The sequence below is a fragment of the Pseudomonas sp. LBUM1645 genome, assembly GCF_059716185.1.
Window position 1 is genome coordinate 110380 of record NZ_CP166811.1, and the last position, 25587, is coordinate 135966.

General features: G+C 56.8%; 14 protein-coding genes, 2 tRNA genes and 4 rRNA genes. 10 read left to right on the forward strand and 10 right to left on the reverse strand.

Features of this window, described 5'->3' with window-relative positions; all coding sequences use genetic code 11:
• Positions 1-9: 9 nt before the first annotated feature.
• Positions 10-1131, reverse strand: a complete 1122-nt coding sequence (locus ACA079_RS00560) for a Re/Si-specific NAD(P)(+) transhydrogenase subunit alpha (protein ID WP_046044834.1) — start codon at positions 1129-1131, stop codon at positions 10-12.
• A gap of 436 nt (positions 1132-1567) precedes the next feature.
• Positions 1568-2467 (reverse strand): LysR family transcriptional regulator, encoded by a 900-nt coding sequence (locus tag ACA079_RS00565; protein ID WP_497702235.1) that lies wholly within the window; start codon positions 2465-2467, stop codon positions 1568-1570.
• A gap of 157 nt (positions 2468-2624) precedes the next feature.
• On the opposite strand from ACA079_RS00565, the gene ACA079_RS00570 reads away from it, so the two are divergent.
• From ACA079_RS00570 to rrf (ACA079_RS00605), 8 genes are all read left to right on the forward strand, one after another.
• Positions 2625-3806 carry an acyl-CoA dehydrogenase gene (locus ACA079_RS00570; protein WP_123369330.1) on the forward strand — a complete coding sequence of 394 codons (1182 nt, stop codon included), beginning with the start codon at positions 2625-2627 and terminating at the stop codon, positions 3804-3806.
• 13 nt (positions 3807-3819) lie between these two features.
• Positions 3820-5040 (forward strand): CaiB/BaiF CoA transferase family protein, encoded by a 1221-nt coding sequence (locus tag ACA079_RS00575; protein WP_497702236.1) that lies wholly within the window; start codon positions 3820-3822, stop codon positions 5038-5040.
• A gap of 642 nt (positions 5041-5682) precedes the next feature.
• A 16S ribosomal RNA gene (locus ACA079_RS00580) occupies positions 5683-7221 on the forward strand.
• Between the two features lie 83 nt (positions 7222-7304).
• Positions 7305-7381 (forward strand) — tRNA-Ile (locus ACA079_RS00585).
• A gap of 27 nt (positions 7382-7408) precedes the next feature.
• Positions 7409-7484: transfer RNA gene (locus ACA079_RS00590), tRNA-Ala, on the forward strand.
• A 249-nt stretch (positions 7485-7733) separates the two neighbouring features.
• A 23S ribosomal RNA gene (locus ACA079_RS00595) occupies positions 7734-10625 on the forward strand.
• A gap of 159 nt (positions 10626-10784) precedes the next feature.
• Positions 10785-10900 (forward strand): 5S ribosomal RNA (rrf, locus tag ACA079_RS00600).
• A gap of 106 nt (positions 10901-11006) precedes the next feature.
• Positions 11007-11122, forward strand: a 5S ribosomal RNA gene (gene rrf, locus ACA079_RS00605).
• The 16S, 23S and 5S rRNA genes sit together here with 2 tRNA genes alongside, the layout of an rRNA operon.
• Positions 11123-11195: 73 nt before the next feature.
• On the opposite strand, the gene ACA079_RS00610 is transcribed toward rrf (ACA079_RS00605), so the two are convergent.
• The 3 genes from ACA079_RS00610 to ACA079_RS00620 form a co-directional block, all read right to left on the reverse strand.
• Positions 11196-13697, reverse strand: a complete 2502-nt coding sequence (locus ACA079_RS00610) for a TonB-dependent siderophore receptor (protein ID WP_497702237.1) — start codon at positions 13695-13697, stop codon at positions 11196-11198.
• Positions 13698-13785: 88 nt separating this feature from the next.
• A complete protein-coding gene (locus ACA079_RS00615) occupies positions 13786-14799 on the reverse strand; it encodes a FecR domain-containing protein (RefSeq protein WP_497702238.1) in 1014 nt (337 codons plus the stop codon).
• On the reverse strand, positions 14799-15299 hold the full coding sequence (locus ACA079_RS00620; RefSeq protein ID WP_497702239.1) for a sigma-70 family RNA polymerase sigma factor: 501 nt from the start codon (positions 15297-15299) through the stop codon (positions 14799-14801). The genes ACA079_RS00615 and ACA079_RS00620 overlap by 1 nt, the downstream gene beginning before the upstream one ends.
• A gap of 313 nt (positions 15300-15612) precedes the next feature.
• Between ACA079_RS00620 and ACA079_RS00625 the strand changes: the two genes are divergently transcribed.
• Positions 15613-17493: a methyl-accepting chemotaxis protein gene (locus ACA079_RS00625; protein WP_497702240.1), complete on the forward strand. Its 1881-nt coding sequence runs from the start codon at positions 15613-15615 to the stop codon at positions 17491-17493.
• A 146-nt stretch (positions 17494-17639) separates the two neighbouring features.
• Here ACA079_RS00625 and ACA079_RS00630 read toward each other — a convergent pair whose 3' ends face one another.
• The 5 genes from ACA079_RS00630 to ACA079_RS00650 all read right to left on the reverse strand — a co-directional run bounded on the left by ACA079_RS00630 (position 17640) and on the right by ACA079_RS00650 (position 24656).
• Entirely contained in the window at positions 17640-18107 is a 468-nt protein-coding gene (locus ACA079_RS00630; RefSeq protein ID WP_497702241.1) for an SRPBCC family protein, read from the reverse strand.
• 22 nt (positions 18108-18129) lie between these two features.
• Positions 18130-21546 carry an amino acid adenylation domain-containing protein gene (locus ACA079_RS00635; protein WP_497702242.1) on the reverse strand — a complete coding sequence of 1139 codons (3417 nt, stop codon included), beginning with the start codon at positions 21544-21546 and terminating at the stop codon, positions 18130-18132.
• A gap of 13 nt (positions 21547-21559) precedes the next feature.
• On the reverse strand, positions 21560-22489 hold the full coding sequence (locus ACA079_RS00640) for a diiron oxygenase (protein WP_497702243.1): 930 nt from the start codon (positions 22487-22489) through the stop codon (positions 21560-21562).
• Positions 22486-23262 (reverse strand): DUF3050 domain-containing protein, encoded by a 777-nt coding sequence (locus tag ACA079_RS00645; protein WP_497702244.1) that lies wholly within the window; start codon positions 23260-23262, stop codon positions 22486-22488. The genes ACA079_RS00640 and ACA079_RS00645 overlap by 4 nt, the downstream gene beginning before the upstream one ends.
• A 683-nt stretch (positions 23263-23945) precedes the next feature.
• Entirely contained in the window at positions 23946-24656 is a 711-nt protein-coding gene (locus tag ACA079_RS00650) for a GntR family transcriptional regulator (protein ID WP_497702245.1), read from the reverse strand.
• 231 nt (positions 24657-24887) lie between these two features.
• Here ACA079_RS00650 and lapG point away from each other — a divergent pair, with 231 nt between their 5' ends.
• Positions 24888-25580: a cysteine protease LapG gene (gene lapG, locus ACA079_RS00655; RefSeq protein ID WP_033056174.1), complete on the forward strand. Its 693-nt coding sequence runs from the start codon at positions 24888-24890 to the stop codon at positions 25578-25580.
• The last annotated feature ends 7 nt before the right edge of the window (positions 25581-25587 follow it).

Here is a 25587-nt window from a genome sequence, read left to right on the forward strand (position 1 = left end):
AATCCCTGCTTAGGCGTTTTTGCGGATGACTTGGCCGTCGCGGCACATCAGGCACGCGGCGACGATGTCGTCTTCGAGGTTGATCTCGAACTGGCCTTCTTTGTTGAAGACCAGCTTCAGGAAGTCCAGCAGGTTGCGCGCGTACAGGGCCGAAGCATCCGCCGCGACTGCACCGGCCAGGTTGGTCGGACCGCAAATGGTCACGCCATTCTCGACGACGACCTGGTCAGCCACGGTCAGCGGACAGTTGCCGCCCTGGGCTGCCGCGAGGTCGATGACCACCGAACCCGGTTTCATCTGCGCCACGGTTTCCGCGCTCAACAGCGTCGGTGCCTTGCGGCCCGGGATCAGAGCGGTGGTGATGACGATGTCAGCCTGTTTGGCGCGTTCGTGCACGGCCAGGGCCTGACGTTGCATCCAGCTGGCGGGCATTGGTCGCGCGTAACCGCCGACACCGACAGCGCATTCGCGCTCTTCATCGGTCTCGTAAGGCACGTCGACGAACTTGGCGCCGAGGGATTCGATCTGCTCTTTTACCGCAGGACGCACGTCAGACGCTTCGATCACGGCACCCAGACGTTTCGCCGTAGCGATCGCCTGCAAACCAGCCACGCCAGCGCCGAGAATCAGCACGCGCGCCGCTTTCACGGTACCCGCAGCAGTCATCAGCATTGGCATGAAGCGTGGATAGTGGTGAGCGGCCAGCAACACGGCTTTATAGCCGGCGATGTTGGCTTGGGAGGACAGCACATCCAGGCTCTGAGCGCGGGAGGTGCGTGGTGCGGCCTCCAGTGCGAAAGCGGTAATGCCGCACTCAGCCAGCTTGGCAATGGTTTCATTGCTGAACGGGTTGAGCATGCCCACCACAACGGTGCCGCTTTTAATCAGCGTCAGTTCGCTGTCGCTGGGGGCGACCACCTTGAGAATCAGCTCGGCACCAAACGCATCGTTGGCGCTGCCAATAATTGCGCCTGCCGCTTCATAGGCACTGTCGACAACGCTGGCGTTAATGCCGGCGCCGCTTTGCACAGTGACCTTATGACCCTGGCCGATCAGCTTCTTGATGGTTTCCGGGGTTGCAGCAACCCGCGTTTCACCGGTCTGGGTTTCGAGAGGAACACCAATGTGCACGTCAAATCTCCTGCGTGATCTTATTGAGTAAACCCAGGCACTTCGGATGGTGCGGCTGGGGGCGGCCGATCAGCACGATCCCGCCAAATCAGGGCGGGGCGCGGCATTTTGCAGGCGAACTTAATGCCCTTCAAGGGTTTATGACGGGTGACGGAAAATTAACTACAAGTCACCCCGTGACCGAATGTCGCAACTGACCGGCTCAATCCCTTGCAGGCCGTGACTTGTAAGGATTCTTGTAAAAATTGAAGAATTTTCACATCGGTCAGGTGAATGAGTCGTTATTGCTCCGCAATAGAGGCTCAAGGCCACGTTTTCAGGCTCTTGTGGGACGTTTGTACTGCTTGTCGGTACAGTCTTCGAATATGCGACAAATACTTATATCTGTAGTGCTTTGATTTTGCTGACTACGGGGTCAGCTAGTAGCGCAAGGCCTTTATCCTTCTAGGCTGTAGCTCTGTGCCTGATTGACCAGCCAATCGCGAAATGCCCTTAAAGAGGCCGATTCGACCTTTCGCTCGGGAATCATCAAGTAATACGCCTTGATGCTTGATAACGCTTGGGCGTTGGCAATGACCAGGCGCTTCTCGGCCAGTTCGCGTTGAATCAGGAACGGTGGAATCAGCGCTATTCCCATATCGTGCATGGCGGCTTGAGCAAGCATGGAGAATAGCTCGTAGCGCGGTCCTGTCATGTCTCGCGGGATATTTAGGTTTTGAGAGTTGAACCACTGACGCCAGGCATAAGGGCGAGTGGTCTGCTGCAGCAGGGGCAATTCGGCGATCTCGCCGGGAGACAGGGTTGTCTTTTTCCCCAGGAGGTTGGGGCTGCACACCGGCATCGGATTCTCACCCATCAGCCTGTGGGATTCGGTACCTGACCAGTCCGCGTCGCCAAAATAGATAGCGGCATCGAAGTCGGTGTCGGCAAACAGGAAGGGGCGTGTTCGGTTGGTGAGGTTGACCGTCACTTCCGGATGCTTTTGCTGGAAGTCCTTGAGTCGTGGCAGCAGCCATTGAGTGCCGAAGGTTGGAACCACTGCCAGTTCGATCACGTTAGCGCCTTGCTGGCCCATCACTGACAAGGTGTCCCGTTCAACCGCATCGAGTTGGGTGGCCACCCGGCGGCTGTAGGAAAGACCGGCCTCCGTCAGCTTGACCCCGCGTCGCGAGCGTCGGAACAGTTCTACGCCGAGGAACTCCTCAAGGCTGGCGATCTGTCGGCAAATGGCGCCCTGAGTGAGCGAAAGCTCCTGAGCTGCCTTGGTAAAACTTTCATGGCGAGCGGCCGCTTCAAAGCTGATCAGGGCCGTTGTGCTGGGGATTTTCCTGCGCATGTACGTCAACCTCACTAATACATTGCATAAAAGCTACTTTGCGATGTTTCGGAGTGAGAAATTAGCACAACAGTATGCAAAATCCTCGTTTGCCGTAACGCCGAACCCGGCCTAGGATCAGCCCACGTTATTTGACCCGATTCGAGAGGACACACTCATGGGCGGTAAAGCTAGCTTCAACTGGATCGATCCCCTGCTGCTGGATCAACAGCTCACCGAAGAAGAACGCATGATCCGCGACACCGCTGAGCAATTCGCTCAACAGAAGCTCGCGCCGCGTGTTCTCGAAGCTTTCCGCCATGAAAAGACCGACCCGGCGATCTTCCGCGAGATGGGTGAGATCGGCCTGTTGGGCGCAACTATCCCTGAGCAGTATGGTGGTAGCGGCCTGAACTACGTCAGCTACGGCCTGATAGCCCGTGAGGTCGAGCGTGTCGACTCCGGCTATCGTTCGATGATGAGTGTGCAGTCCTCGCTGGTCATGGTGCCGATCAATGAATTCGGTACCGAAGCCCAGAAACAGAAATACCTGCCGAAACTGGCTTCAGGCGAATGGATTGGCTGCTTCGGTCTGACCGAGCCCAACCACGGTTCCGACCCGGGCGCGATGATTACTCGTGCACGCAAAGTGGAAGGCGGCTACAGCCTGACCGGCAACAAGATGTGGATCACCAACAGCCCGATCGCTGATGTGTTCGTGGTCTGGGGCAAGGACGACGCTGGCGACATCCGCGGCTTCGTTCTGGAGAAAGGCTGGAAGGGCCTGAGTGCTCCTGCGATTCACGGCAAGGTTGGCCTGCGTGCATCCATCACCGGCGAGATCGTCATGGACAACGTGTTTGTCCCTGAAGAGAACATCTTCCCGGATGTCCGTGGCTTGAAAGGTCCTTTTACCTGCCTCAACTCAGCACGTTATGGCATTTCCTGGGGCGCGCTGGGTGCTGCCGAGTTCTGCTGGCACACCGCTCGCCAATACACCTTGGATCGTCAGCAGTTCGGCCGTCCATTGGCCGCAACTCAGCTGATCCAGAAGAAGCTGGCCGACATGCAGACTGAAATCACCCTGGCGCTGCAAGGTTGCCTGCGTCTGGGTCGTATGAAAGATGAAGGTACTGCGGCGGTCGAGATCACTTCGATGATGAAGCGCAACTCCTGTGGCAAGTCCCTGGACATTGCTCGTATGGCGCGCGACATGCTGGGTGGTAATGGTATTTCCGATGAGTTCGGTGTTGCTCGCCACTTGGTCAACCTGGAAGTGGTGAATACCTATGAAGGTACGCATGACGTCCACGCACTGATCCTCGGTCGTGCGCAGACTGGCATCCAGGCGTTCTATTAATAGGAGAACGGCCATGGGCGCGCTTTCGCATCTACGGGTTCTGGATTTATCGCGGGTGCTGGCCGGGCCCTGGGCCGGGCAGATCCTTGCTGACCTTGGCGCCGAAGTGATCAAGGTCGAGCGCCCGGGCAATGGCGATGACACGCGCGCCTGGGGGCCTCCCTTCCTTAAAGACGCTTATGGCGAGAACACTAGCGAGGCCGCTTATTACTTGTCGGCCAATCGCAACAAGCAATCGGTGACCATCGACTTCACCCGGCCTGAAGGGCAGAAGCTGGTGCGTGATCTGGCGGCGAAGTCGGACATCCTGATCGAGAACTTCAAAGTCGGTGGTCTGGCGGCATATGGTTTGGACTATGAGTCGCTAAAGGCGATCAATCCGAATCTGATCTATTGCTCGATTACCGGGTTTGGCCAGACTGGCCCTTACGCCAAGCGCGCGGGTTATGACTTCATGATCCAGGGGCTGGGCGGTCTGATGAGTCTGACGGGGCGACCCGAAGGGGATGAGGGTGCCGGGCCGGTGAAAGTCGGCGTGGCGCTGACGGACATTTTGACCGGTCTCTATTCGACCGTGGCGATCCTTGCAGCGCTTGCGCATCGGGATCATGACGGCGGCGGCCAGCATATTGATATGGCGCTGCTGGATGTTCAGGTGGCTTGTCTGGCTAACCAGGCAATGAATTACCTGACTACGGGCAATGCTCCGAAGCGCCTGGGTAATGCTCATCCGAATATCGTGCCTTATCAGGACTTTCCTACGGCGGATGGAGACTTCATCCTCACCGTGGGTAATGACGGGCAGTTTCGCAAGTTTGCTGAAGTGGCTGGTCAGCCGCAGTGGGCAGATGATCCACGCTTTACGAACAACAAGTTGCGGGTGGCGAATCGTGCGGTGTTGATTCCGCTTATTCGCCAAGCGACTGTGTTCAAGACGACTGCTGAGTGGGTGCTGCAGCTGGAGCAAGCGGGTGTGCCGTGCGGGCCGATCAATGATCTGGCTCAGATGTTTGCGGATCCTCAGGTTAAGGCGCGCGGGTTGGCGATCGAGCTGCCTCATGTGCTGGCCGGGATGGTGCCGCAGGTGGCGAGTCCGATTCGTCTGTCCGAAACGCCTGTGGAGTATCGCAATGCGCCTCCTCTTTTAGGGGAGCATACGCTGGAGGTTCTGCAGCGGGTGTTGGGTCTGGATGCCGGCGTTGTGGCTGCATTCAAAGAGGCAGGGGTGCTCTGAGGATTTCTTCTATATAGAAGGAGTGGTTTTACTCTCCTATATAGAGAGGAAACGGGCTGTTTTTCGGCGTTCTGCAAGTGTTTGATAGAAAAGCGCAATTAAGGGTTGACGGCAGATGCTGGAAGTCTATAATTCGCCCCACTTCCGGCGCAGTCGAAACGGAAAACTCCTTGGTAAACAATGAGTTACGCAGTTTTCGACAGCGAGTTGCTTCAGGTCATCGAAGCCCAGAAGGAGTTGATTGAGCGGGGTTGTTTGGCTCGATTGACGATTCGATCTTCTCGGTCGAAAGCGGAACAAAAGAGGTGTTGACAGCAGCGAGTAACGCTGTAGAATTCGCCTCCCGCTAACGAGAGATCGAAAGCGCAAGTGGTTGAAGTTGCAAAGGAAACTTTGAAAACTTCGGAAAATAACCGCTTGACAGCAACAGAGGCTGCTGTAGAATGCGCGCCTCGGTTGAGACGAAAGATCTTAACCAACCGCTCTTTAACAACTGAATCAAGCAATTCGTGTGGGTGCTTGTGGAGTCAGACTGATAGTCAACAAGATTATCAGCATCACAAGTTACTCCGCGAGAAATCAAAGATGTAACCAACGATTGCTGAGCCAAGTTTAGGGTTTCTTAAAAACCCAAAGATGTTTGAACTGAAGAGTTTGATCATGGCTCAGATTGAACGCTGGCGGCAGGCCTAACACATGCAAGTCGAGCGGCAGCACGGGTACTTGTACCTGGTGGCGAGCGGCGGACGGGTGAGTAATGCCTAGGAATCTGCCTGGTAGTGGGGGATAACGCTCGGAAACGGACGCTAATACCGCATACGTCCTACGGGAGAAAGCAGGGGACCTTCGGGCCTTGCGCTATCAGATGAGCCTAGGTCGGATTAGCTAGTTGGTGAGGTAATGGCTCACCAAGGCGACGATCCGTAACTGGTCTGAGAGGATGATCAGTCACACTGGAACTGAGACACGGTCCAGACTCCTACGGGAGGCAGCAGTGGGGAATATTGGACAATGGGCGAAAGCCTGATCCAGCCATGCCGCGTGTGTGAAGAAGGTCTTCGGATTGTAAAGCACTTTAAGTTGGGAGGAAGGGCATTAACCTAATACGTTGGTGTCTTGACGTTACCGACAGAATAAGCACCGGCTAACTCTGTGCCAGCAGCCGCGGTAATACAGAGGGTGCAAGCGTTAATCGGAATTACTGGGCGTAAAGCGCGCGTAGGTGGTTTGTTAAGTTGGATGTGAAATCCCCGGGCTCAACCTGGGAACTGCATTCAAAACTGACAAGCTAGAGTATGGTAGAGGGTGGTGGAATTTCCTGTGTAGCGGTGAAATGCGTAGATATAGGAAGGAACACCAGTGGCGAAGGCGACCACCTGGACTGATACTGACACTGAGGTGCGAAAGCGTGGGGAGCAAACAGGATTAGATACCCTGGTAGTCCACGCCGTAAACGATGTCAACTAGCCGTTGGGAGCCTTGAGCTCTTAGTGGCGCAGCTAACGCATTAAGTTGACCGCCTGGGGAGTACGGCCGCAAGGTTAAAACTCAAATGAATTGACGGGGGCCCGCACAAGCGGTGGAGCATGTGGTTTAATTCGAAGCAACGCGAAGAACCTTACCAGGCCTTGACATCCAATGAACTTTCCAGAGATGGATTGGTGCCTTCGGGAACATTGAGACAGGTGCTGCATGGCTGTCGTCAGCTCGTGTCGTGAGATGTTGGGTTAAGTCCCGTAACGAGCGCAACCCTTGTCCTTAGTTACCAGCACGTAATGGTGGGCACTCTAAGGAGACTGCCGGTGACAAACCGGAGGAAGGTGGGGATGACGTCAAGTCATCATGGCCCTTACGGCCTGGGCTACACACGTGCTACAATGGTCGGTACAGAGGGTTGCCAAGCCGCGAGGTGGAGCTAATCCCAGAAAACCGATCGTAGTCCGGATCGCAGTCTGCAACTCGACTGCGTGAAGTCGGAATCGCTAGTAATCGCGAATCAGAATGTCGCGGTGAATACGTTCCCGGGCCTTGTACACACCGCCCGTCACACCATGGGAGTGGGTTGCACCAGAAGTAGCTAGTCTAACCTTCGGGAGGACGGTTACCACGGTGTGATTCATGACTGGGGTGAAGTCGTAACAAGGTAGCCGTAGGGGAACCTGCGGCTGGATCACCTCCTTAATCGACGACATCAGCTGCTCCATAAGTTCCCACACGAATTGCTTGATTCATTGAAGAAGACGATAAAGAAGCAGCCCGAAATTGGGTCTGTAGCTCAGTTGGTTAGAGCGCACCCCTGATAAGGGTGAGGTCGGCAGTTCGAATCTGCCCAGACCCACCAATTTTGTGTGGGAACCTGTAGAAATACGGGGCCATAGCTCAGCTGGGAGAGCGCCTGCCTTGCACGCAGGAGGTCAACGGTTCGATCCCGTTTGGCTCCACCACTACTGCTTCTGTTTGTTGAAAGCTTAGAAATGAGCATTCCATCGTAGGATGGTGAATGTTGATTTCTAGTCTTTGGATTAGATCGTTCTTTAAAAATTTGGGTATGTGATAGAAAGATAGACTGGACGTTACTTTCACTGGTAACGGATCAGGCTAAGGTAAAATTTGTGAGTTGCTCTTAATTGAGTATTATCGAATTTTCGGCGAATGTCGTCTTCACAGTATAACCAGATTGCTTGGGGTTATATGGTCAAGTGAAGAAGCGCATACGGTGGATGCCTTGGCAGTCAGAGGCGATGAAAGACGTGGTAGCCTGCGAAAAGCTTCGGGGAGTCGGCAAACAGACTTTGATCCGGAGATGTCTGAATGGGGGAACCCAGCCATCATAAGATGGTTATCTTAAGCTGAATACATAGGCTTAAGAGGCGAACCAGGGGAACTGAAACATCTAAGTACCCTGAGGAAAAGAAATCAACCGAGATTCCCTTAGTAGTGGCGAGCGAACGGGGACTAGCCCTTAAGTGGCTTTGAGATTAGCGGAACGTTCTGGAAAGTACGGCCATAGTGGGTGATAGCCCTGTACGCGAAAATCTCTTAGTCATGAAATCGAGTAGGACGGAGCACGAGAAACTTTGTCTGAATATGGGGGGACCATCCTCCAAGGCTAAATACTACTGACTGACCGATAGTGAACTAGTACCGTGAGGGAAAGGCGAAAAGAACCCCGGAGAGGGGAGTGAAATAGATCCTGAAACCGTATGCGTACAAGCAGTGGGAGCCCACTTTGTTGGGTGACTGCGTACCTTTTGTATAATGGGTCAGCGACTTATTTTCAGTGGCGAGCTTAACCGAATAGGGGAGGCGTAGCGAAAGCGAGTCTTAATAGGGCGTCTAGTCGCTGGGAATAGACCCGAAACCGGGCGATCTATCCATGGGCAGGTTGAAGGTTGGGTAACACTAACTGGAGGACCGAACCGACTACCGTTGAAAAGTTAGCGGATGACCTGTGGATCGGAGTGAAAGGCTAATCAAGCTCGGAGATAGCTGGTTCTCCTCGAAAGCTATTTAGGTAGCGCCTCATGTATCACTGTAGGGGGTAGAGCACTGTTTCGGCTAGGGGGTCATCCCGACTTACCAAACCGATGCAAACTCCGAATACCTACAAGTGCCGAGCATGGGAGACACACGGCGGGTGCTAACGTCCGTCGTGAAAAGGGAAACAACCCAGACCGTCAGCTAAGGTCCCAAAGTTATGGTTAAGTGGGAAACGATGTGGGAAGGCTTAGACAGCTAGGAGGTTGGCTTAGAAGCAGCCACCCTTTAAAGAAAGCGTAATAGCTCACTAGTCGAGTCGGCCTGCGCGGAAGATGTAACGGGGCTCAAACCATACACCGAAGCTACGGGTATCACTTAGGTGATGCGGTAGAGGAGCGTTCTGTAAGCCTGTGAAGGTGAGTTGAGAAGCTTGCTGGAGGTATCAGAAGTGCGAATGCTGACATGAGTAACGACAATGGGTGTGAAAAACACCCACGCCGAAAGACCAAGGTTTCCTGCGCAACGTTAATCGACGCAGGGTTAGTCGGTCCCTAAGGCGAGGCTGAAAAGCGTAGTCGATGGAAAACAGGTTAATATTCCTGTACTTCTGGTTATTGCGATGGAGGGACGGAGAAGGCTAGGCCAGCTTGGCGTTGGTTGTCCAAGTTTAAGGTGGTAGGCTGGAATCTTAGGTAAATCCGGGATTCTAAGGCCGAGAGCTGATGACGAGTTACCCTTTGGGTGACGAAGTGGTTGATGCCATGCTTCCAAGAAAAGCTTCTAAGCTTCAGGTAACCAGGAACCGTACCCCAAACCGACACAGGTGGTTGGGTAGAGAATACCAAGGCGCTTGAGAGAACTCGGGTGAAGGAACTAGGCAAAATGGCACCGTAACTTCGGGAGAAGGTGCGCCGGTGAGGGTGAAGCATTTACTGCGTAAGCCCATGCCGGTCGAAGATACCAGGCCGCTGCGACTGTTTATTAAAAACACAGCACTCTGCAAACACGAAAGTGGACGTATAGGGTGTGACGCCTGCCCGGTGCCGGAAGGTTAATTGATGGGGTTAGCTAACGCGAAGCTCTTGATCGAAGCCCCGGTAAACGGCGGCCGTAACTATAACGGTCCTAAGGTAGCGAAATTCCTTGTCGGGTAAGTTCCGACCTGCACGAATGGCGTAACGATGGCGGCGCTGTCTCCACCCGAGACTCAGTGAAATTGAAATCGCTGTGAAGATGCAGTGTATCCGCGGCTAGACGGAAAGACCCCGTGAACCTTTACTATAGCTTTGCACTGGACTTTGAATTTGCTTGTGTAGGATAGGTGGGAGGCTTTGAAGCGTGGACGCCAGTTCGCGTGGAGCCAACCTTGAAATACCACCCTGGCAACTTTGAGGTTCTAACTCAGGTCCGTTATCCGGATCGAGGACAGTGTATGGTGGGTAGTTTGACTGGGGCGGTCTCCTCCTAAAGAGTAACGGAGGAGTACGAAGGTGCGCTCAGACCGGTCGGAAATCGGTCGTAGAGTATAAAGGCAAAAGCGCGCTTGACTGCGAGACAGACACGTCGAGCAGGTACGAAAGTAGGTCTTAGTGATCCGGTGGTTCTGTATGGAAGGGCCATCGCTCAACGGATAAAAGGTACTCCGGGGATAACAGGCTGATACCGCCCAAGAGTTCATATCGACGGCGGTGTTTGGCACCTCGATGTCGGCTCATCACATCCTGGGGCTGAAGCCGGTCCCAAGGGTATGGCTGTTCGCCATTTAAAGTGGTACGCGAGCTGGGTTTAGAACGTCGTGAGACAGTTCGGTCCCTATCTGCCGTGGACGTTTGAGATTTGAGAGGGGCTGCTCCTAGTACGAGAGGACCGGAGTGGACGAACCTCTGGTGTTCCGGTTGTCACGCCAGTGGCATTGCCGGGTAGCTATGTTCGGAATAGATAACCGCTGAAAGCATCTAAGCGGGAAACTAGCCTCAAGATGAGATCTCACTGGGACCTTGAGTCCCCTGAAGGGCCGTCGAAGACTACGACGTTGATAGGTTGGGTGTGTAAGCGCTGTGAGGCGTTGAGCTAACCAATACTAATTGCCCGTGAGGCTTGACCATATAACACCCAAGCAATTTGTGAACTCGAAAGAGGCCAGATTGCGGTGTGTGAAGACGAAACGAACCGAAAGTTCGAGATACTCACCAAACACCAAACTATCGCATACCCATTCGCTGGAGCGTGAACCTGAAAAGGCCCACGACCTGGCTACCGAATTTCTTGACGACCATAGAGCATTGGAACCACCTGATCCCATCCCGAACTCAGCAGTGAAACGATGCATCGCCGATGGTAGTGTGGGGTTTCCCCATGTGAGAGTAGGTCATCGTCAAGATTAAATTCCGAAACCCCTATCTGCGTATGCAGGTAGGGGTTTTGTTTTAGTAGAAGTCACCAATTTTGCTGGCACGTTACGCTGTAACGGGCTGGTCACAGAATTTCTTGACGACCATAGAGCATTGGAACCACCTGATCCCATCCCGAACTCAGCAGTGAAACGATGCATCGCCGATGGTAGTGTGGGGTTTCCCCATGTGAGAGTAGGTCATCGTCAAGATTGAATTCCGAAACCCCTGTCTGCTAACGCAGACAGGGGTTTTGTCGTTCTGGGCTCGCTAAAAGAAGAGCGATTAGAACTGGTAGCTCACTGTCGCGGCGACATTGCGTTCTTCGCCCAGGTAGCAGAAGTTCAGGCTGGCACAGGAGGAGACATAGGACTCATTTGTCAGGTTGTTCGCGTTCAGGCGAACATCCACGCCCTTCAACCCTACTTTGCCTAAGTCGTAACCCACAGACGCATCGAACAGCGTGTAGGACGGCACCTTCATGGTGTTTTCCGCGTCGGCCCAGCTATAGCCGACATATCGCACACCACCACCCAATCGCAGACCATCGAGTGCCGCGCTGTCGAACTTGTAGTCAGCCCAGATCGAAGCCATATGCCGTGGCGCCTGGGTCGGCGAGTTGCCCTTGTTCTCGATCACGTCGGTGGCCGTGCTCAAGGTGCTGATCATCGACTTCGAGTACTCGATGTCGGTGAAGGTGTAGCTGCCGAGCACTTTAAAGTTGTCAGTCAGCTGCATGTGCGCTTCCAGTTCCAGACCCTGAGAGCGGACAGCACCTACGGCGCGATAGAAGTTTTCCTGCGGCAGTTTGGTCGCCAGGTTCTCCTGATCGATGCGGAACAGCGACGCGGTGAACAAGTTATCGGTGCCCGGCGGTTGGTACTTCAGGCCCACCTCCCACTGAGTGCCATCGGTCGGTGCCAGGGGATTTCCGGCACTGTCCGAGTAAGAGTTCGGGCTGAACGACTCGGAGTAGCTGATGTAAGGCGCAATGCCGCTATCAAACAGGTACAGCGCCCCGGCGCGACCAGTCAGCTTGGTGCGCTTGTCACTGATTTCAGTGCCCACCGGCCGGCCGGTTTCAGCCAGCCGATTCTCATCGGACGTTTCGACCCAGTCTTGGCGCAACCCGAGCGAGAAGCGCCAGTTGTCCATCTCGATCAGGTCCTGCAGGTACACGCCGGTTTGTTCCAGGCGACGCAGGTAGCTGGTCGGACTGTAGAAGTCGATGTCCGAATTTCCATACACCGGGTTGAACGCATCAATCGGTGCAAGACCACCACTGGTCCAGTCGACCACGGTTTTGCGACGCTGGTAGTCCGCTCCCATCAGCACGGTGTGTTTGGTTGCACCGGTGAGGAACTCTGCTTGCAGCATGTTATCGACAATGAAGGCATGAAGTTTCTCGTCGCCACCGGTGTAATAACGATTCAACTGATTACTGGTCGGTGTGGTCCAGCCATAGGCATAGACCTGATCCAGCTTCACTTTGGAATCGAGGTAACGAAAGTTCTGTCGTGCAGTGAAGACGTCGTTGAAGCGATGCTCGAACTGATAACCGAAGGACTGCTGATCGCGCTGGAAGCCATCAATGCTCGGTTCACCTTCGAAGAAGTGCGGGGAGATCCGATTCCCATTGCGCTGATGGATTGTGCCGTCGGCCGGCACACCGCCGTGATAGCCGCCGTCCGGATCGTGCTGCAGATAGGCTTGCAGGGTCAGCGAGGTGTCTTCGGTGAAATCGATGCTCACCGTAGGCGCGAGGGCGAAGCGTTTTTCTTTGTTGTGATCGAACTGTGTGTCGGACTGATCCGCCAGCCCTGTCAGGCGATAGGCGATGCGTTTGTCATCATCCACAGGGCCGCTGAAGTCGAAACCCATGCCGCGCTGACCCTGGGTGCCCACTGTGGCTTGAACCTGATGATAGGCCTCATACAGCGGCTTCTTGCTGGTCAGCGCCACCAGGCCACCGGGTGAGCTGCGACCGTAGAGCACCGATGAGGGCCCTTTGAGAATATCGACGCGCTCGAGGAAATACGGGTCCACTTGCATGGTGCTGTAGGTGCCGCTGTCCCCCATGGACTTCAAGCCATCCAGATAGATGTTATCCACCGAACCATCGTTGAAGCCGCGCAGCGCCACGTAGTCATAGCGGTGGGTTGCACCATAAGGGTTGGTCAGCACGCCGGGGGTGTAACGCATGGCCTGGGAGACGGTTTGCGAACCTTGATCGTCCATTTGCTCGCGGGTCACCACGGAGACGCTTTGCGAGGTTTCCAGCAACGCAGTACTGGTCTTGGTGGCGATCTGGCTATGCGTTGCGTTGTAGCCGTCCATGCTGCCCAGCGCATTGCCGAGGGCAAAACCTTTGATGTCGGTGGTGGGCAATGCCAGCGCTTCGGTTTCGGCGACCTGGCGCAACACGTAGCTACTGCCATCCTGACTCACGGCCTCCAAACCCGAACCGCTGAGCAAACGTCGCAGTGCCTGATCCGCCGAAAACTCGCCCTGCACGCCGGGTGACTGAAGGCCCTCGGTTTGCGAAGGCGTCGTCGACAAGGTAATCCCCGCCTGACGCGCAAACTGGTTGAGCACATCGCTCAATGGGCCCGCGGCAATGTTGTAACGGTGGCTGCTGACCTCGCTGCCCTCTGCCGCTACGCCCAGTGTCGGCAGCACGCCGACACCCAGCGCGGTAGAGAACAACGCAGCGCGTACGGCGTAGCGCAGGACGCCTGAATCGGCGGCGAAATGAAGAGGATTCTTACTGGTGGTGCGCACAGTCATTGTAGGTTTCCGTAGGAAGTCGCTGAGGTCAGGATTGAAGTGCTTACTGACTAAGCCGGACTTGCCCGGAAAACCCGCCAAAAATAATTCAGGCCTGTCGCTCCAGCGTCACCCACCAGCGAGTGCGATAACGCAGTTGTACCGGCAGGGTTTGCGGCAGGATGGCCAGCAACCTGTCGGTGTTCTCCAGGCGGAAAACCCCGGACAGTCGCAAGTCGGCAATGTCCGCTGAGCACGTCAGATAACCGTGGCGATAGCGTCCGACTTCATCAAGGAAATCCCCCAGCCGCATATTGCGAGTCACGATCAGCCCGTCGACCCAAGCGCCGGCATCCATGTTCAACGGTGGCGCCAACCTCGCCTGGTGATGATCGATCAGATAACTCTGCCCGGCCTGCACCTGGGTCGGTGTGCCATCGGTGGCAAGTGGTGAATGTATGAGGACCATGCCGCCGGTAACACTGAGCCGCGTGCAGTCGCCGTCCTGCCGCAGGATGAAACGTGCTCCCACGCCTTCATACACACCTTGGCGACTTTGCACCCGCAGCGGTCGATCAAACGGAGATCCTTCGTCGATCCCGCCGCACGTCACGATGATCTCGCCGCGAGTCAGTTTGATCAGCCGTTGCTGCGCGTTGTAATCCAGATCCACGGCACTGGCGGTGTTGAGTTCCAGTCGTGTGCCGTCGGGCAATTGGAAACCGCGCCGTTCGCCCGTGGCGGTGGCGAAATCGGAGGTCCACTGTTGCCAGCCCACGGCATCTTTGCCCAGCCACGCCGCCGACCCCATCAGCAACGCACCCGACAGCAGCTTCAAGGCCTGGCGGCGTCCCAGTCCCTGGGCGCTGTTTTCCAACGTATTGAAGGCCACATGAGCACCGGGCACTGCCCGCAGGTTGCTGCTCAACTCGGCTTGCAGCGACTGCACCCGTTGCCAGGCCAGTTCGTGTTCATGGTGTTCGGCCCGCCAGACCTCGCATTGCTGACGTAGCCTGGAATTAGCCGAGTTGTTACGCAGACGCAGCAGCCAATGGATGGCTTGTTTAACCACCTGCTGGTGCGGTTCACCGCGCCGATTCAGCGACAAGTTATCCACAGGCATCACGTTTCATACCGCAGCACGTAGCAGTGATACAGCGCGTCGGCGACATAGCGCTCAACTGAACGCAGAGACAAACCCATCTGCTCGGCGATGTGTTTGTGGGTAAGCCCTTCGCACTGCGCCAGCAGAAATGCCTGACGTACTTTCGGCTTCAGGCCTTCGAGCATACGGGCGATGCTTTCCAGCAACTCAAGCACTAATGCCCGCGATTCGACGCTCGGGGTTTCCGACTCGGGCAAATGGGCGATGGTTTCCAGGTAAGCGCGTTCGATTTCTTCACGGCGCCAAAGGTCGATCACCAACCCACGGGCGATCGTTCGCAGAAAGGCGCGGGGAGCCTTGAGTTCCAGGCGTTCGGTTCTGTGCAGCAGACGCACAAAAGTGTCCTGGGCCAGGTCCGCCGCATCGGCTGCATTACCCAATCGAGCGCGCAGCCACGTATTGAGCCAACCGTGATGGCTACAGTAAAGCGCCTGTACTGCAAACTCAGGTGAGGACATGAACGCGACAGCCCGAACGTCACAAATGATAATTACTCGCATTGTCATCAAGGGTTGGGGATTTTGCAACTGCCGTACGAACAACCGTCATCACAAAAGGCTGACTGGGCGCTCTGGCACGCCGTTCGGCGGGTATCCGACAGGAATGCCGACCATTTCGTACAAACGCCTAAGTTTTCTCCGATTTGTGCCGACAGCCTGAGGAGACATGCGTGCACCAAAGTAGAGCGGCCCCAGAGCCCTGCCTGCGCTGTTACATGGAATGTTGCTACCCGGAACGCATCCCCACTTTTTGCATAAGAAGTCCCATGAAATGAATCTCAAATTCAGCCATAAAATCCTTCTGGCCGCCTCCGGCGTCGTGGTGCTGGCTTTTGCGTTGTTCACTTTGTACAACGACTATCTGCAGCGAAACACCATCCGCCAAAACCTTGAGTCGAGCGTCCAGCAGGCCGGCGATCTGACCGCCAGCAGCGTGCAGAACTGGATGAGCGGCCGCGTGCTGGTGCTGGAAAACCTCGCGCAAAACGTCGCCCATCAAGGCGCCAATGCCGACCTCCCGGGGCTGGTCAATCAACCGGCTCTGACCTCGAACTTCCAGTTCACCTATGTGGGCCAGGCCAACGGCGTGTTTACTCAGCGCCCGGACGCGAAGATGCCTGACGGTTACGATCCGCGTCAGCGTCCCTGGTACAAACAGGCCGTGGCTGCCGACAAGACCATGCTGACCCCGCCTTACATGGCTGCCGTCGGTGGCCTGGTGGTGACCATCGCCCTGCCGGTGAAAAAGAACGGCGAGTTGCTCGGCGTGGTCGGTGGTGACCTGAGCCTGGAAACGCTGGTGAAGATCATCAACTCGGTGGACTTCGGTGGCATCGGCCATGCGTTCCTGGTCAGTGCCGACGGTCAGGTGATCGTCAGCCCGGACAAAGACCATGTGATGAAAAACCTGAAGGACATCTACCCGAACGCCGGCGTGCGCATCGAGAAGGGCAATCAGGAAGTTACCCTGAACAAGCAGGACCGTATCCTTTCGTTTACTCCGGTCAGTGGTTTGCCGAATGCCGAGTGGTACATCGGTCTGTCGATCGACAAGGACAAGGCCTACGCACCACTCAGCCAGTTCCGCACTTCTGCGCTGATCGCGATGTTCATCGCCGTGACGGCCATAGCAGTACTGCTGAGCCTGCTGATCAACGTGCTGATGCGTCCGCTGACCACCATGAGTCGTGCGATGCAGGACATCGCTCAGGGCGAGGGCGACCTGACCCGACGTCTGGCCGTGGAAAGCAAGGACGAGTTCGGTGAGCTGGGCGGTTCGTTCAACCAGTTCGTGGAACGAATTCACGCGTCGATTTCCGAAGTGTCGTCGGCAACCCGCCAGGTTCACGACCTGTCACAACGGGTGATGGCTTCCTCCAACGCCTCGATCGTCGGTTCCGACGAGCAAAGCGCCCGCACCAACAGTGTGGCCGCGGCGATCAACCAGTTGGGCGCCGCCACCCAGGAAATCGCCCGCAACGCCGCCGATGCTTCCCAGCACGCCAGCGGCGCGAGCGAGCAGGCCGATGACGGTCGTCAGGTGGTGGAGAAAACCATTCTGGCGATGACCGAGTTGTCGCAGAAAATCAGCCTGTCCTGCACGCAGATCGAAACCCTGAACGCCAGCACCGACAACATCGGGCACATTCTGGATGTGATCAAAGGCATCTCCCAGCAGACCAACTTGCTCGCGCTCAACGCGGCCATCGAAGCGGCCCGTGCCGGTGAAGCCGGTCGTGGTTTTGCGGTGGTGGCGGACGAGGTGCGTAACCTCGCTCACCGTACTCAGGAATCGGCGGAGGAGATCCACAAGATGATCACCTCGCTGCAGATCGGTTCTCGCGAAGCGGTGACGACCATGAACGCCAGTCAGGTCTCCAGCGAACAGAGCGTCGAAGTGGCGAACCAGGCCGGTCTGCGACTGGTCAGCGTGACCCAGCGCATCGGCGAAATCGACGGCATGAACCAGTCGGTGGCCGCGGCGACCGAAGAGCAGACGGCGGTCGTGGAAACCCTCAATGTCGACGTTAACCAGATCAACCTGCTGAACCAGCAGAGCGTGGCCAACCTCAATGAAACATTGAAGGATTGCGATGCGTTGTCCCTGCAGGCGAACCGGTTGAAGCAGTTGGTCGACAGCTTCAAAATCTGATTCAGGTCTGTTGGACCGCGTTATCGTTCAATCGCGAGCAAGCTCGCTCCCACATTTGACCGCATTCCATTTGAAGGAACTCGGCCAACCTGTGGGAGCGAGCTTGCTCGCGATAGCGGTGGATAAGTCACCGCTGAACCAAAGCCTTACGCAAACAGCTTCAGCACATTGTTCATCGAGTCATCGGCAAAGCCCTGCACGAAATCCTTGAACCCCGGCAATGCTTCGGCACCGCCCTGTGCGGGTTCGGCGATGATGGTCCAGGTCGCTCGGGATTTGCCCGCGCCCAGCGGTTCGACACTCATCGCCGCCCACAAATTGGCCACGCCCAAGGTGTTGTAAATCGTGGTCCAGGTCATGTTCAGCGCCTGGTCATCCCGGGAGTTGAGTTGCTCGACCACCAGGTTGCCGTCCTTGAAGAATTTCTTGCGCAGGGACGACACGCCTTCACCGGTCATCTCGATGTGCGACAGCGCCGGAATGAATTGATCGAAACCGGCAAAGTTGCCGACCACCGCCCAGACCTGCGCGGCATCCGCCGGCACTTTCACTGAAGACACGACGTGGCAGCCTTGAGGATTTTTGATCAGGGTATCGGGTTGTAGGGTTTTCATGGTTTTGCTCCGGTTGAGTGAATCAGATGAAGTTGATTTCTTTGAGGTAGTCGCAGCCGCGACGAAGCAGCGCCGGGGATTTTTCCGGGTAATGCGCACCCATCTGCCGCACGCCCGCCTGGGCGTTGGCATGGCCGATCATTGAGATGTCGCCGATGTCTTCCTCGAAGCCGTTGAGGTAGAAACCGAGCACGCCAAACAACGCGTTGTCGCTGTCGACCCGGCCCAGTTGCTGCTGCCAGTCGGCGACGCTGACCATGGAAAACTCCCGGCCCGCCTCACGAAATGACGCGACGTAGTTGTCCCAGCTCAGAGGCTCGGGGTTGTGCAGGTTGAACACCGCTTTTTCGGCTGAATAACGGCTGGCATGGAAGGCGATGAAGCGGGCGAGAAAGTCCACCGGCATCAGGTCGAAATTCAGCGCGAACTCCGGCACCTGGCCGAGCTGGATCGAACCTTTGAGCATCAGCATCAAGCGGTTCTTGTGCGGCTGGCAGACGCCGGTGAGGCTGTTGAAACTGATGTTGCCGGGGCGATAAAGATTGACCCGTACGCCGCGTTCGCGAGCGCGTTCGAGGATCCGCTCACCGACCCATTTGGACAGGTTGTAGCCGTTCTTGATGTAGATCGGCGGGGTTTGTGCGGCGGGCAATTCCAGCACCCGGCCATCGGCGGCAATCGTGCTGGAAGCCGAGAGCGTCGAGACGAAGTTGAAGATCTTTTTGCTGCGCCCTTCACACAACCGAAGGCACTCGAAAATCGGCTCGACGTTGTCCCGCGCCAGCGACTCGTAATCGAGTACGTGATTGACGTTGGCGGCGTTATGCACCAACGCGCCGAACTGCCGATCCAGTCGCTCATAAACATCCGCTTCGAGCCCCAATGACGGACGCGTAATGTCCGCCGCATAAACCCGCACCCGACTCAGGTCCAGATGGTCCAGGCGGTTTTCTCGCAACGCATGGGCAAAGCGCTCGGTCGCCGATTGCCCACCGCCGTCACGCACCAGGCAGGCGACTTCGCTGGCGCCCCAGGCGAGCAACGCTTCGACGATGTGCACGCCGACAAAGCTGTTGGCGCCGGTAACGATCACCTTGTGCACATCGCCCATACGGTTGACTGGCAACGGCTGGATATCCAGTTCGCGGAAGGCATCGGCCAAGGCTTTTTCGCTCAATACCTCTTCGGTGCCGGAGCCGCGCACCAAGGTCGCCAACTTCGCGATGGTCGGCAATTCGATGAAGCGGTTGATCGAGATGCTGCGACCGAACTCTTCACGCAAACGCAAGAGCATGCGCGACAGCAGGATCGAGTGGCCGCCCAGATTGAAGAAGCTTTCGTCGGTGGAAATATCGCTGGCTGGCAGCTCCAGCAGCTCGGCCCAGATCTCCAATAACAGCGCCTCATCGGCACTGGCGGGCAAGCGCCGCAGCGTGTTTTCGGAGACATTCACGGGCATTGCCAGCAGCGCCTTGCGGTCGACCTTGCCGTTGCTGGCGAACGGCATGTTCGGCAGTTCGGTCCACGCTGTGGGCTGCATGTAATCCGGCAGAAACTGCATCGAGTGGGCTTTCAGCGCTTCGCGAGCGGTGCCGGGTTGGTCCTCCTGAGGCTGCGCGAGGAACGCCAGAATCCGTCGATGGCTGTCGATGACCACCGCCACCTGGCGGTACAACTGACTGTCACGCAGGCAGCGTTCGATCTCTTCCGGCTCGACCCGAAAGCCGCGAATCTTCACCTGATTGTCTCGTCGCCCGCACAGCTCAATGCCGTCGCGGGTCCACTTCGCCATGTCGCCGGTGCGATAGGCGCGCAGGCTCTGGCCATTCGGCAGGCTCAGGTTCAGATAACGTTCGGCGGTCTGCTGCGGGTTGTTCAGGTAGCCCAGGCACACGCCCGGCCCGACGATGTACAACTCACCGACGGTTTGCTCGGTCACCGGTTGAAAATCCTCATCGAGAATCAGCACCTGACTGTTGGCTATAGGTGCGCCGAGGGTGCGGTTGCTGTCGCCGGTGCGCAGTTGCCGCGCGGTAATCAACACCGTCGCTTCGGTCGGGCCATAGAGGTTGTAGAGGTTGCCCTGACGGGTGAGCTGCTCGATGACATAAGGTTCGCAGACATCGCCGCCGGTCATCACATGATCGAGGCATTGCAATTGATCCAGCGGCAGGATGCTCAACAACGCTGGCGGCAAAAAGGCGTGGCTCAGATGCTGATGGCGGATCAGCTCGACCAGTTGCAACGGATCGCGGCGCTGATCGTCGCCGGGCACGATCAGTTCGGCGCCCTGGAGCAGGGTCGGGAAGATATCGATCAGCGACGAGTCGAAACTCAACGACGAAAACTGCAGCACGCGGCTCTGTTCGGTCAGCTGCACATAGTCGGCGTACCACGCGGTGAAGTGCGCGAGGTTGGCCTGGCTAAGCAACACGCCTTTGGGATGGCCGGTGGTGCCCGAGGTGTAGAGCGCCATGCACGGCGCATCTGGATCGGGTCGTTGGTGCATCAAGGGTTGATCGAGATCCACGTCATCGATGTCGATGCGGCTGATGTCGAGTCCCGGCATTTGCGCCGCAAGCGGATGCTCACCGTCATGCAGCAGCAACATCGCCCCGGCGTTTTCCAGAATGTACTGCTGACGTTGCAGGGGATGGCTCGGCTCCAGCGGCAGGTACACCGCGCCACTGCCAAGAATCGCGAGAATCCCCGCGTACAACGCGCTGCATTTTGGCAGGCAGATCCCGATCACCAACGGCCCGTGATGCTGCGCGAGCAACGGCTGCAGACGCTGCTGGATGGCGCGGCTGTGGGCGTGCAAATGCCGATAGCTCAGGGACGTGCCGGCAATGTTCAGTGCGGGTCGTTCGGCACACTGGAGGAAGCGCTGCTCAAGGCGCTCGATCATCGGGATTTGGCTGAGCGCCAGCAGCGCGGGTGCCGCCGTGAGGTTGAGCCGATGGAAAAACGCGAGGTTCTCCAAGTAGAGCAAGTTTTCCACGTGCTCGAAGCGAGCGGGAGCAACAGGCTCAGCCAGTAGAAAATAGTCGGCATCGCGAGAGTAACGGCTGACCAGCAGCGCCACGTGATCGACCAATTCTGCCACTGCCCGCAGACGCAATACCTGGCCGTTGCCCGAAGGTTCATCGGTGATCGGCACGCGAGTGAACAGCGTTGAACCGTAGGTGCACAGCACGTCCAGCGGCGGCAGGCCAGTCATCCCAGGCACACCGATACCCAGTTGCAGCGTCAGTCGCGGCACATCGCCGACGTCTTGAACAGGCAGGCTGGCGTCGTCGATCAGCAAATCAGCATTACCCAACGGCTGCTCGTCGACGGCTGTCAGGCGCACCAGAGAATGACCGTGTTGTTCAAGTTCCAGCGCCAGGTCGGTCAGGGCCTGGCTGTGTCCAATGAGCAAAATGTCGAGACGTCTCATGATGGGCTCCTCGTTAAACCAGGTAATCGCTGAGGGCGTCTTGCACGCACGGCGAATCGAGCAGCGAACTGCTGCGGAAAAACCGCACGATGTTGGCGACCAGCGGGTGATGACGATTGATCGGGAAGGCCAGCCCCGACACTTCGCTCTTCAGTGCGTGGCGTGCGCCATCGGTGATCTGCAAGGATTCGATCAGGCGGAAGTCGAACGACTTCTGGATGTCGTTGGTCAAGTAATGGCCGAGGAACACCGGCAGGATGTGCGCGATGCAGCGGCGGTCGTCCTCGCTCGCGGTGTGCCAGTAGATGCGCACCAGCCGCGCCCAGAACCCGGAGTGGCGACCTTCGTCGAGCAAGTGGTCGGCCATCAGGCCCTTGATCGATTGCTTGACCGTGTCGTCCTTGGCGAACGCGGCGACATCGCCGGTCACGGTGTTCTCGGCGATGGCCACACAGATCAATTCCACGGCACTGCGCAAGTGTTCCGGCGCAAGCGCCACGGCCGCTGGAATGGCTCGGCTGAGTTCGATTTCATCCGGCAGGTCGATGGGTGTGATGCCGGTCATGGCGACGGTCTGTTGCATGAAATCCATCGCCACGAGTGCGTGGTAATCCTCGTCCACCACCACGGTCATGGCGTCGTAGCGGCAGGCGAACGGGAAGGCCACGGCGAAGCGATTCTTGGCGATGCTGCGGGCGGTCTTGTCGACGATTTCGGTTTCGAAAATCACCACGTCGTTGATGAATTTGTAGAGCGTCTGCACCAGCGCAAAGTCGCGCTGCTCCGGGCATTCGTGCAGGAAGGTTTCGCTCAGCACCAACGGTTGGCGGCTCAACGGGTAGATCAGCTTGTCGTCGTTCTCCAGCACACGCCGGGGGCGGGTACGGATGGTCGCGCGGCTTTCCCAGGCGTCGGCGAATGATTGGTAGTCGGCGGCGTTCATGCGTTCACCTCAGCAACCGGTTCGGTCATGCTCAGGCGCAGGCCGTCCCACAGGGCGATGCGGCTTTCCACGGCGGCGATGGCGCTGGCGTAGACGTCTGCCTCGCGTTGCTGATCGCCATTGACCAGCCGGGCGAGGAGTTTTTCAGCGGCGGGGCCGTGGTCTTCGGAGTCGACTTCGATGTGCCGTTCGAGGTAGTAACGGAAGGTCGGCGCCTGTTCGATGCCGATGCCCCAGTCATCGAGAATTCGCTGGAACATCTGCGGGATGACGCTCTCGCGACCATGCAGAAATGCCGCCGCAACGCTGTGCCCCGGCGCATGCAACGCGGTGTGTAACGTGTTGCGCACGAACTGCGCTGCCGCCGGATCGACGTCCACGCTTTGCAGTGCCACGTCGTAACTCACGCCTTCTTTTTGCAGCTCGACGAAGCGTTCGACCACCGCCGTGCTGGCGCCGACTTCGCGCATGGCATCCAGGTACAACTCGAAATGGCTGTAGTGACCCTGGGCTGGGCGATCATCGGATTCCTCGCCCAGCACAATTTCATTGATCAGCCGAGCCGCTTGCGGGTCTCTTGGCGGCAACCAGGGCAGTTGCACGCAGGTGAGTTCCTGTTGCAGACGTTTGGTCAGCGACATGAAATCCCACACCGCAAAGACATGGGTTTCCATGAAACGTTGAAGCACCGACAGCGAATGGATTTCGGAGAAGATCGGATGCGCACTAAGTTCTGCTTTCTTCTGGTTGAGGCGGTCTTTATTCGTTTTCATGAGTGAGCCTATAAGTTGTCTGGAATGCCGTTATGGGGGCTGTGATCAATAAGCAACTGTCGGTTTAAGTTTTCTGTTGGCGAGCGAACGCCTCAAACTTATTGATGTGTGTGCATTAAAATTAAGTTGCCGGGTAACGGCTTGCGGCCTGTATTCAAGGGCGGCGGAGAGAAACTAATACACGAATAAAGTGTCGGGCAAGTTGTTTTTTAATTAATTGAAAGTTCATATTTGTTCGGCGCGAGAAGTTTCAATAAGACTTTTGTTTTAAGTTTTATTTTGGCGTAGTTGCTCCTTCCGACTGATAAGTGTCAGAATTTAAATAAAGAGTGAATGCCTCACTCGAAGCAACTTTCTAGTTGAATCGCTGAAGTGGATAGAGGGAGTGGAAGTTGGCTGGGAGCGACGCCGGTTCTTCCTTTTCCCGTGGCAAGACTCCTTCCTTAGGTTCTTGGTGCGGGGACTGCTTCGCAGGTGCGGTGCGTCGCCCGTTCATTATTTATTGGCAGCCCAAGAGTGAGCGTAAATCACGACAGCCGCTATCACCGGCGTGTCATCGACTCGGAGTCATGGTGGGTCTTGAGAGGAGTAAATCGAGGGTAGGGCTTTGGGGAGGGGCGTAGCGCAGCGCGGCAAGCGAGAACGAGCAGTTCGATCTGCTCGCTCAGGCTTGCCGGCGTGGTTTACTTGGAGGTTTTCTTGTTCAGCGCTTCAGGGCTGTTGAGGTAGCGGGTGATGACCTCGACGCCCCGGTTGAGGTGTTGTTCGAGCAACTTCACCGCGCGCTCGACGTCCCGGTCTTCGACGGCCAGCAACAGCGCCCGGTGATCTTCCTGGGACAGTTTGCCCAGGCCCATGGCTTCCAGGTTGAAGCGCAGGAAGCGCTCCTCTTCGTTCAGTCCGTCTTCCACCAGCCTCAATAGCCGTTGGTTCGGCGCCTTGCAGTACAGCGCCATGTGGAAAAGCCGATTGAGCCGGCCGATTTCGGTGTAGTTGTTTTCCGTTTCCAGGTCGTCGATATGACGGGCGGCCTGCTCGAAATCCTCCTTATCGAGCAACGGGATCGACAGACGCAGGGCTTCGGATTCCAGCAGGATCCGCAGTGCATAGGTTTCCACGGCATCGCCCTGAACCAGCGGCGCGACGACCGCGCCTTTATGAGCGATCACGTTGAGCAACGCCTGGGCTTCGAGCTGGCGCAAGGCTTCGCGCACTGGCATGCGGCTGACACCGAAAAGATCGGCCAAATCTTGCTGACGCAGGGCGGTGCCGCAGGGAATGCGACCGTCGAGAATGGCCGAACGCAGGGTTTCTTCGATCACCGAGCGTGCCAGGTGAGCGGGAATCGGCCCGTTGACCTTGATGCTGTTCAGAGGATTGGGCTTCTGTGTCACAACTACGCACCCTGTTTGACTGAAATAAATTTGGATCCAATGGGACACTAGTGACTGCCTGACAGGTTGTCAAACGGACAAAAGGTCGCCCTGACGTGGCCGCGATGTCTTTTATGGCACCTGCCATACAAAGTTTAGCGCGCTAGCAGTGATCTCACCGTGCCATTGTCTTTTACCGGGCTAACCTGCACCATCGACCGATTTCCACCTGCCTGACCTGGATGCCTCGCATTGGCGGTACGTTTCGCGATCCCTCGGACTTTGCGCTGGCTGTGCTGCGCGTTGCTGCTGGCCGGCGTTATGCTGGGCGGGCTGCATGCCGATTGGGATTTTTCGCTGATCAGCCGTCGCGCGCAGGCATTGTACGGGCCATTGGGCGAAGGGCAGCCACGCATTGATGCCTGGCAGCATTTATTGGTTACGCAAAAGCAAGTTGGCGAGCTCGAACAGCTTAAAGTGGTCAACCAGTTCTTCAATAAGCAGATGCGTTACGAGGAAGACATCGACCTGTGGCACGAGGTCGACTATTGGGAAACACCCATCGAGGCTCTTTGGAAGGGCGCCGGCGATTGCGAAGATTATGCGATCGCCAAGTATTTCAGCCTGCGTCATCTCGGCGTCGCCAGTGACAAGCTGCGCATCACTTACGTCAAGGCCTTGCGCCTGAATCGGGCGCACATGGTGTTGACCTACTACTCAAGTCCCGAGGCCATGCCGCTGGTACTCGACAGCCTGATCGATGCGATCAAGCCGGCCAGCCAACGAACCGATTTGCTGCCGGTCTACTCTTTTAATGCCGAAGGGTTGTGGTTGCCGGGCGCCAAGGGCAACAAGAAAGTCGGTGACACCAAACGCCTGTCTCGTTGGCAGGATGTGTTGAAGAAAATGCAGGCCGAAGGTTTCCCGGTCGAGACGACTAACTAGGAGCACG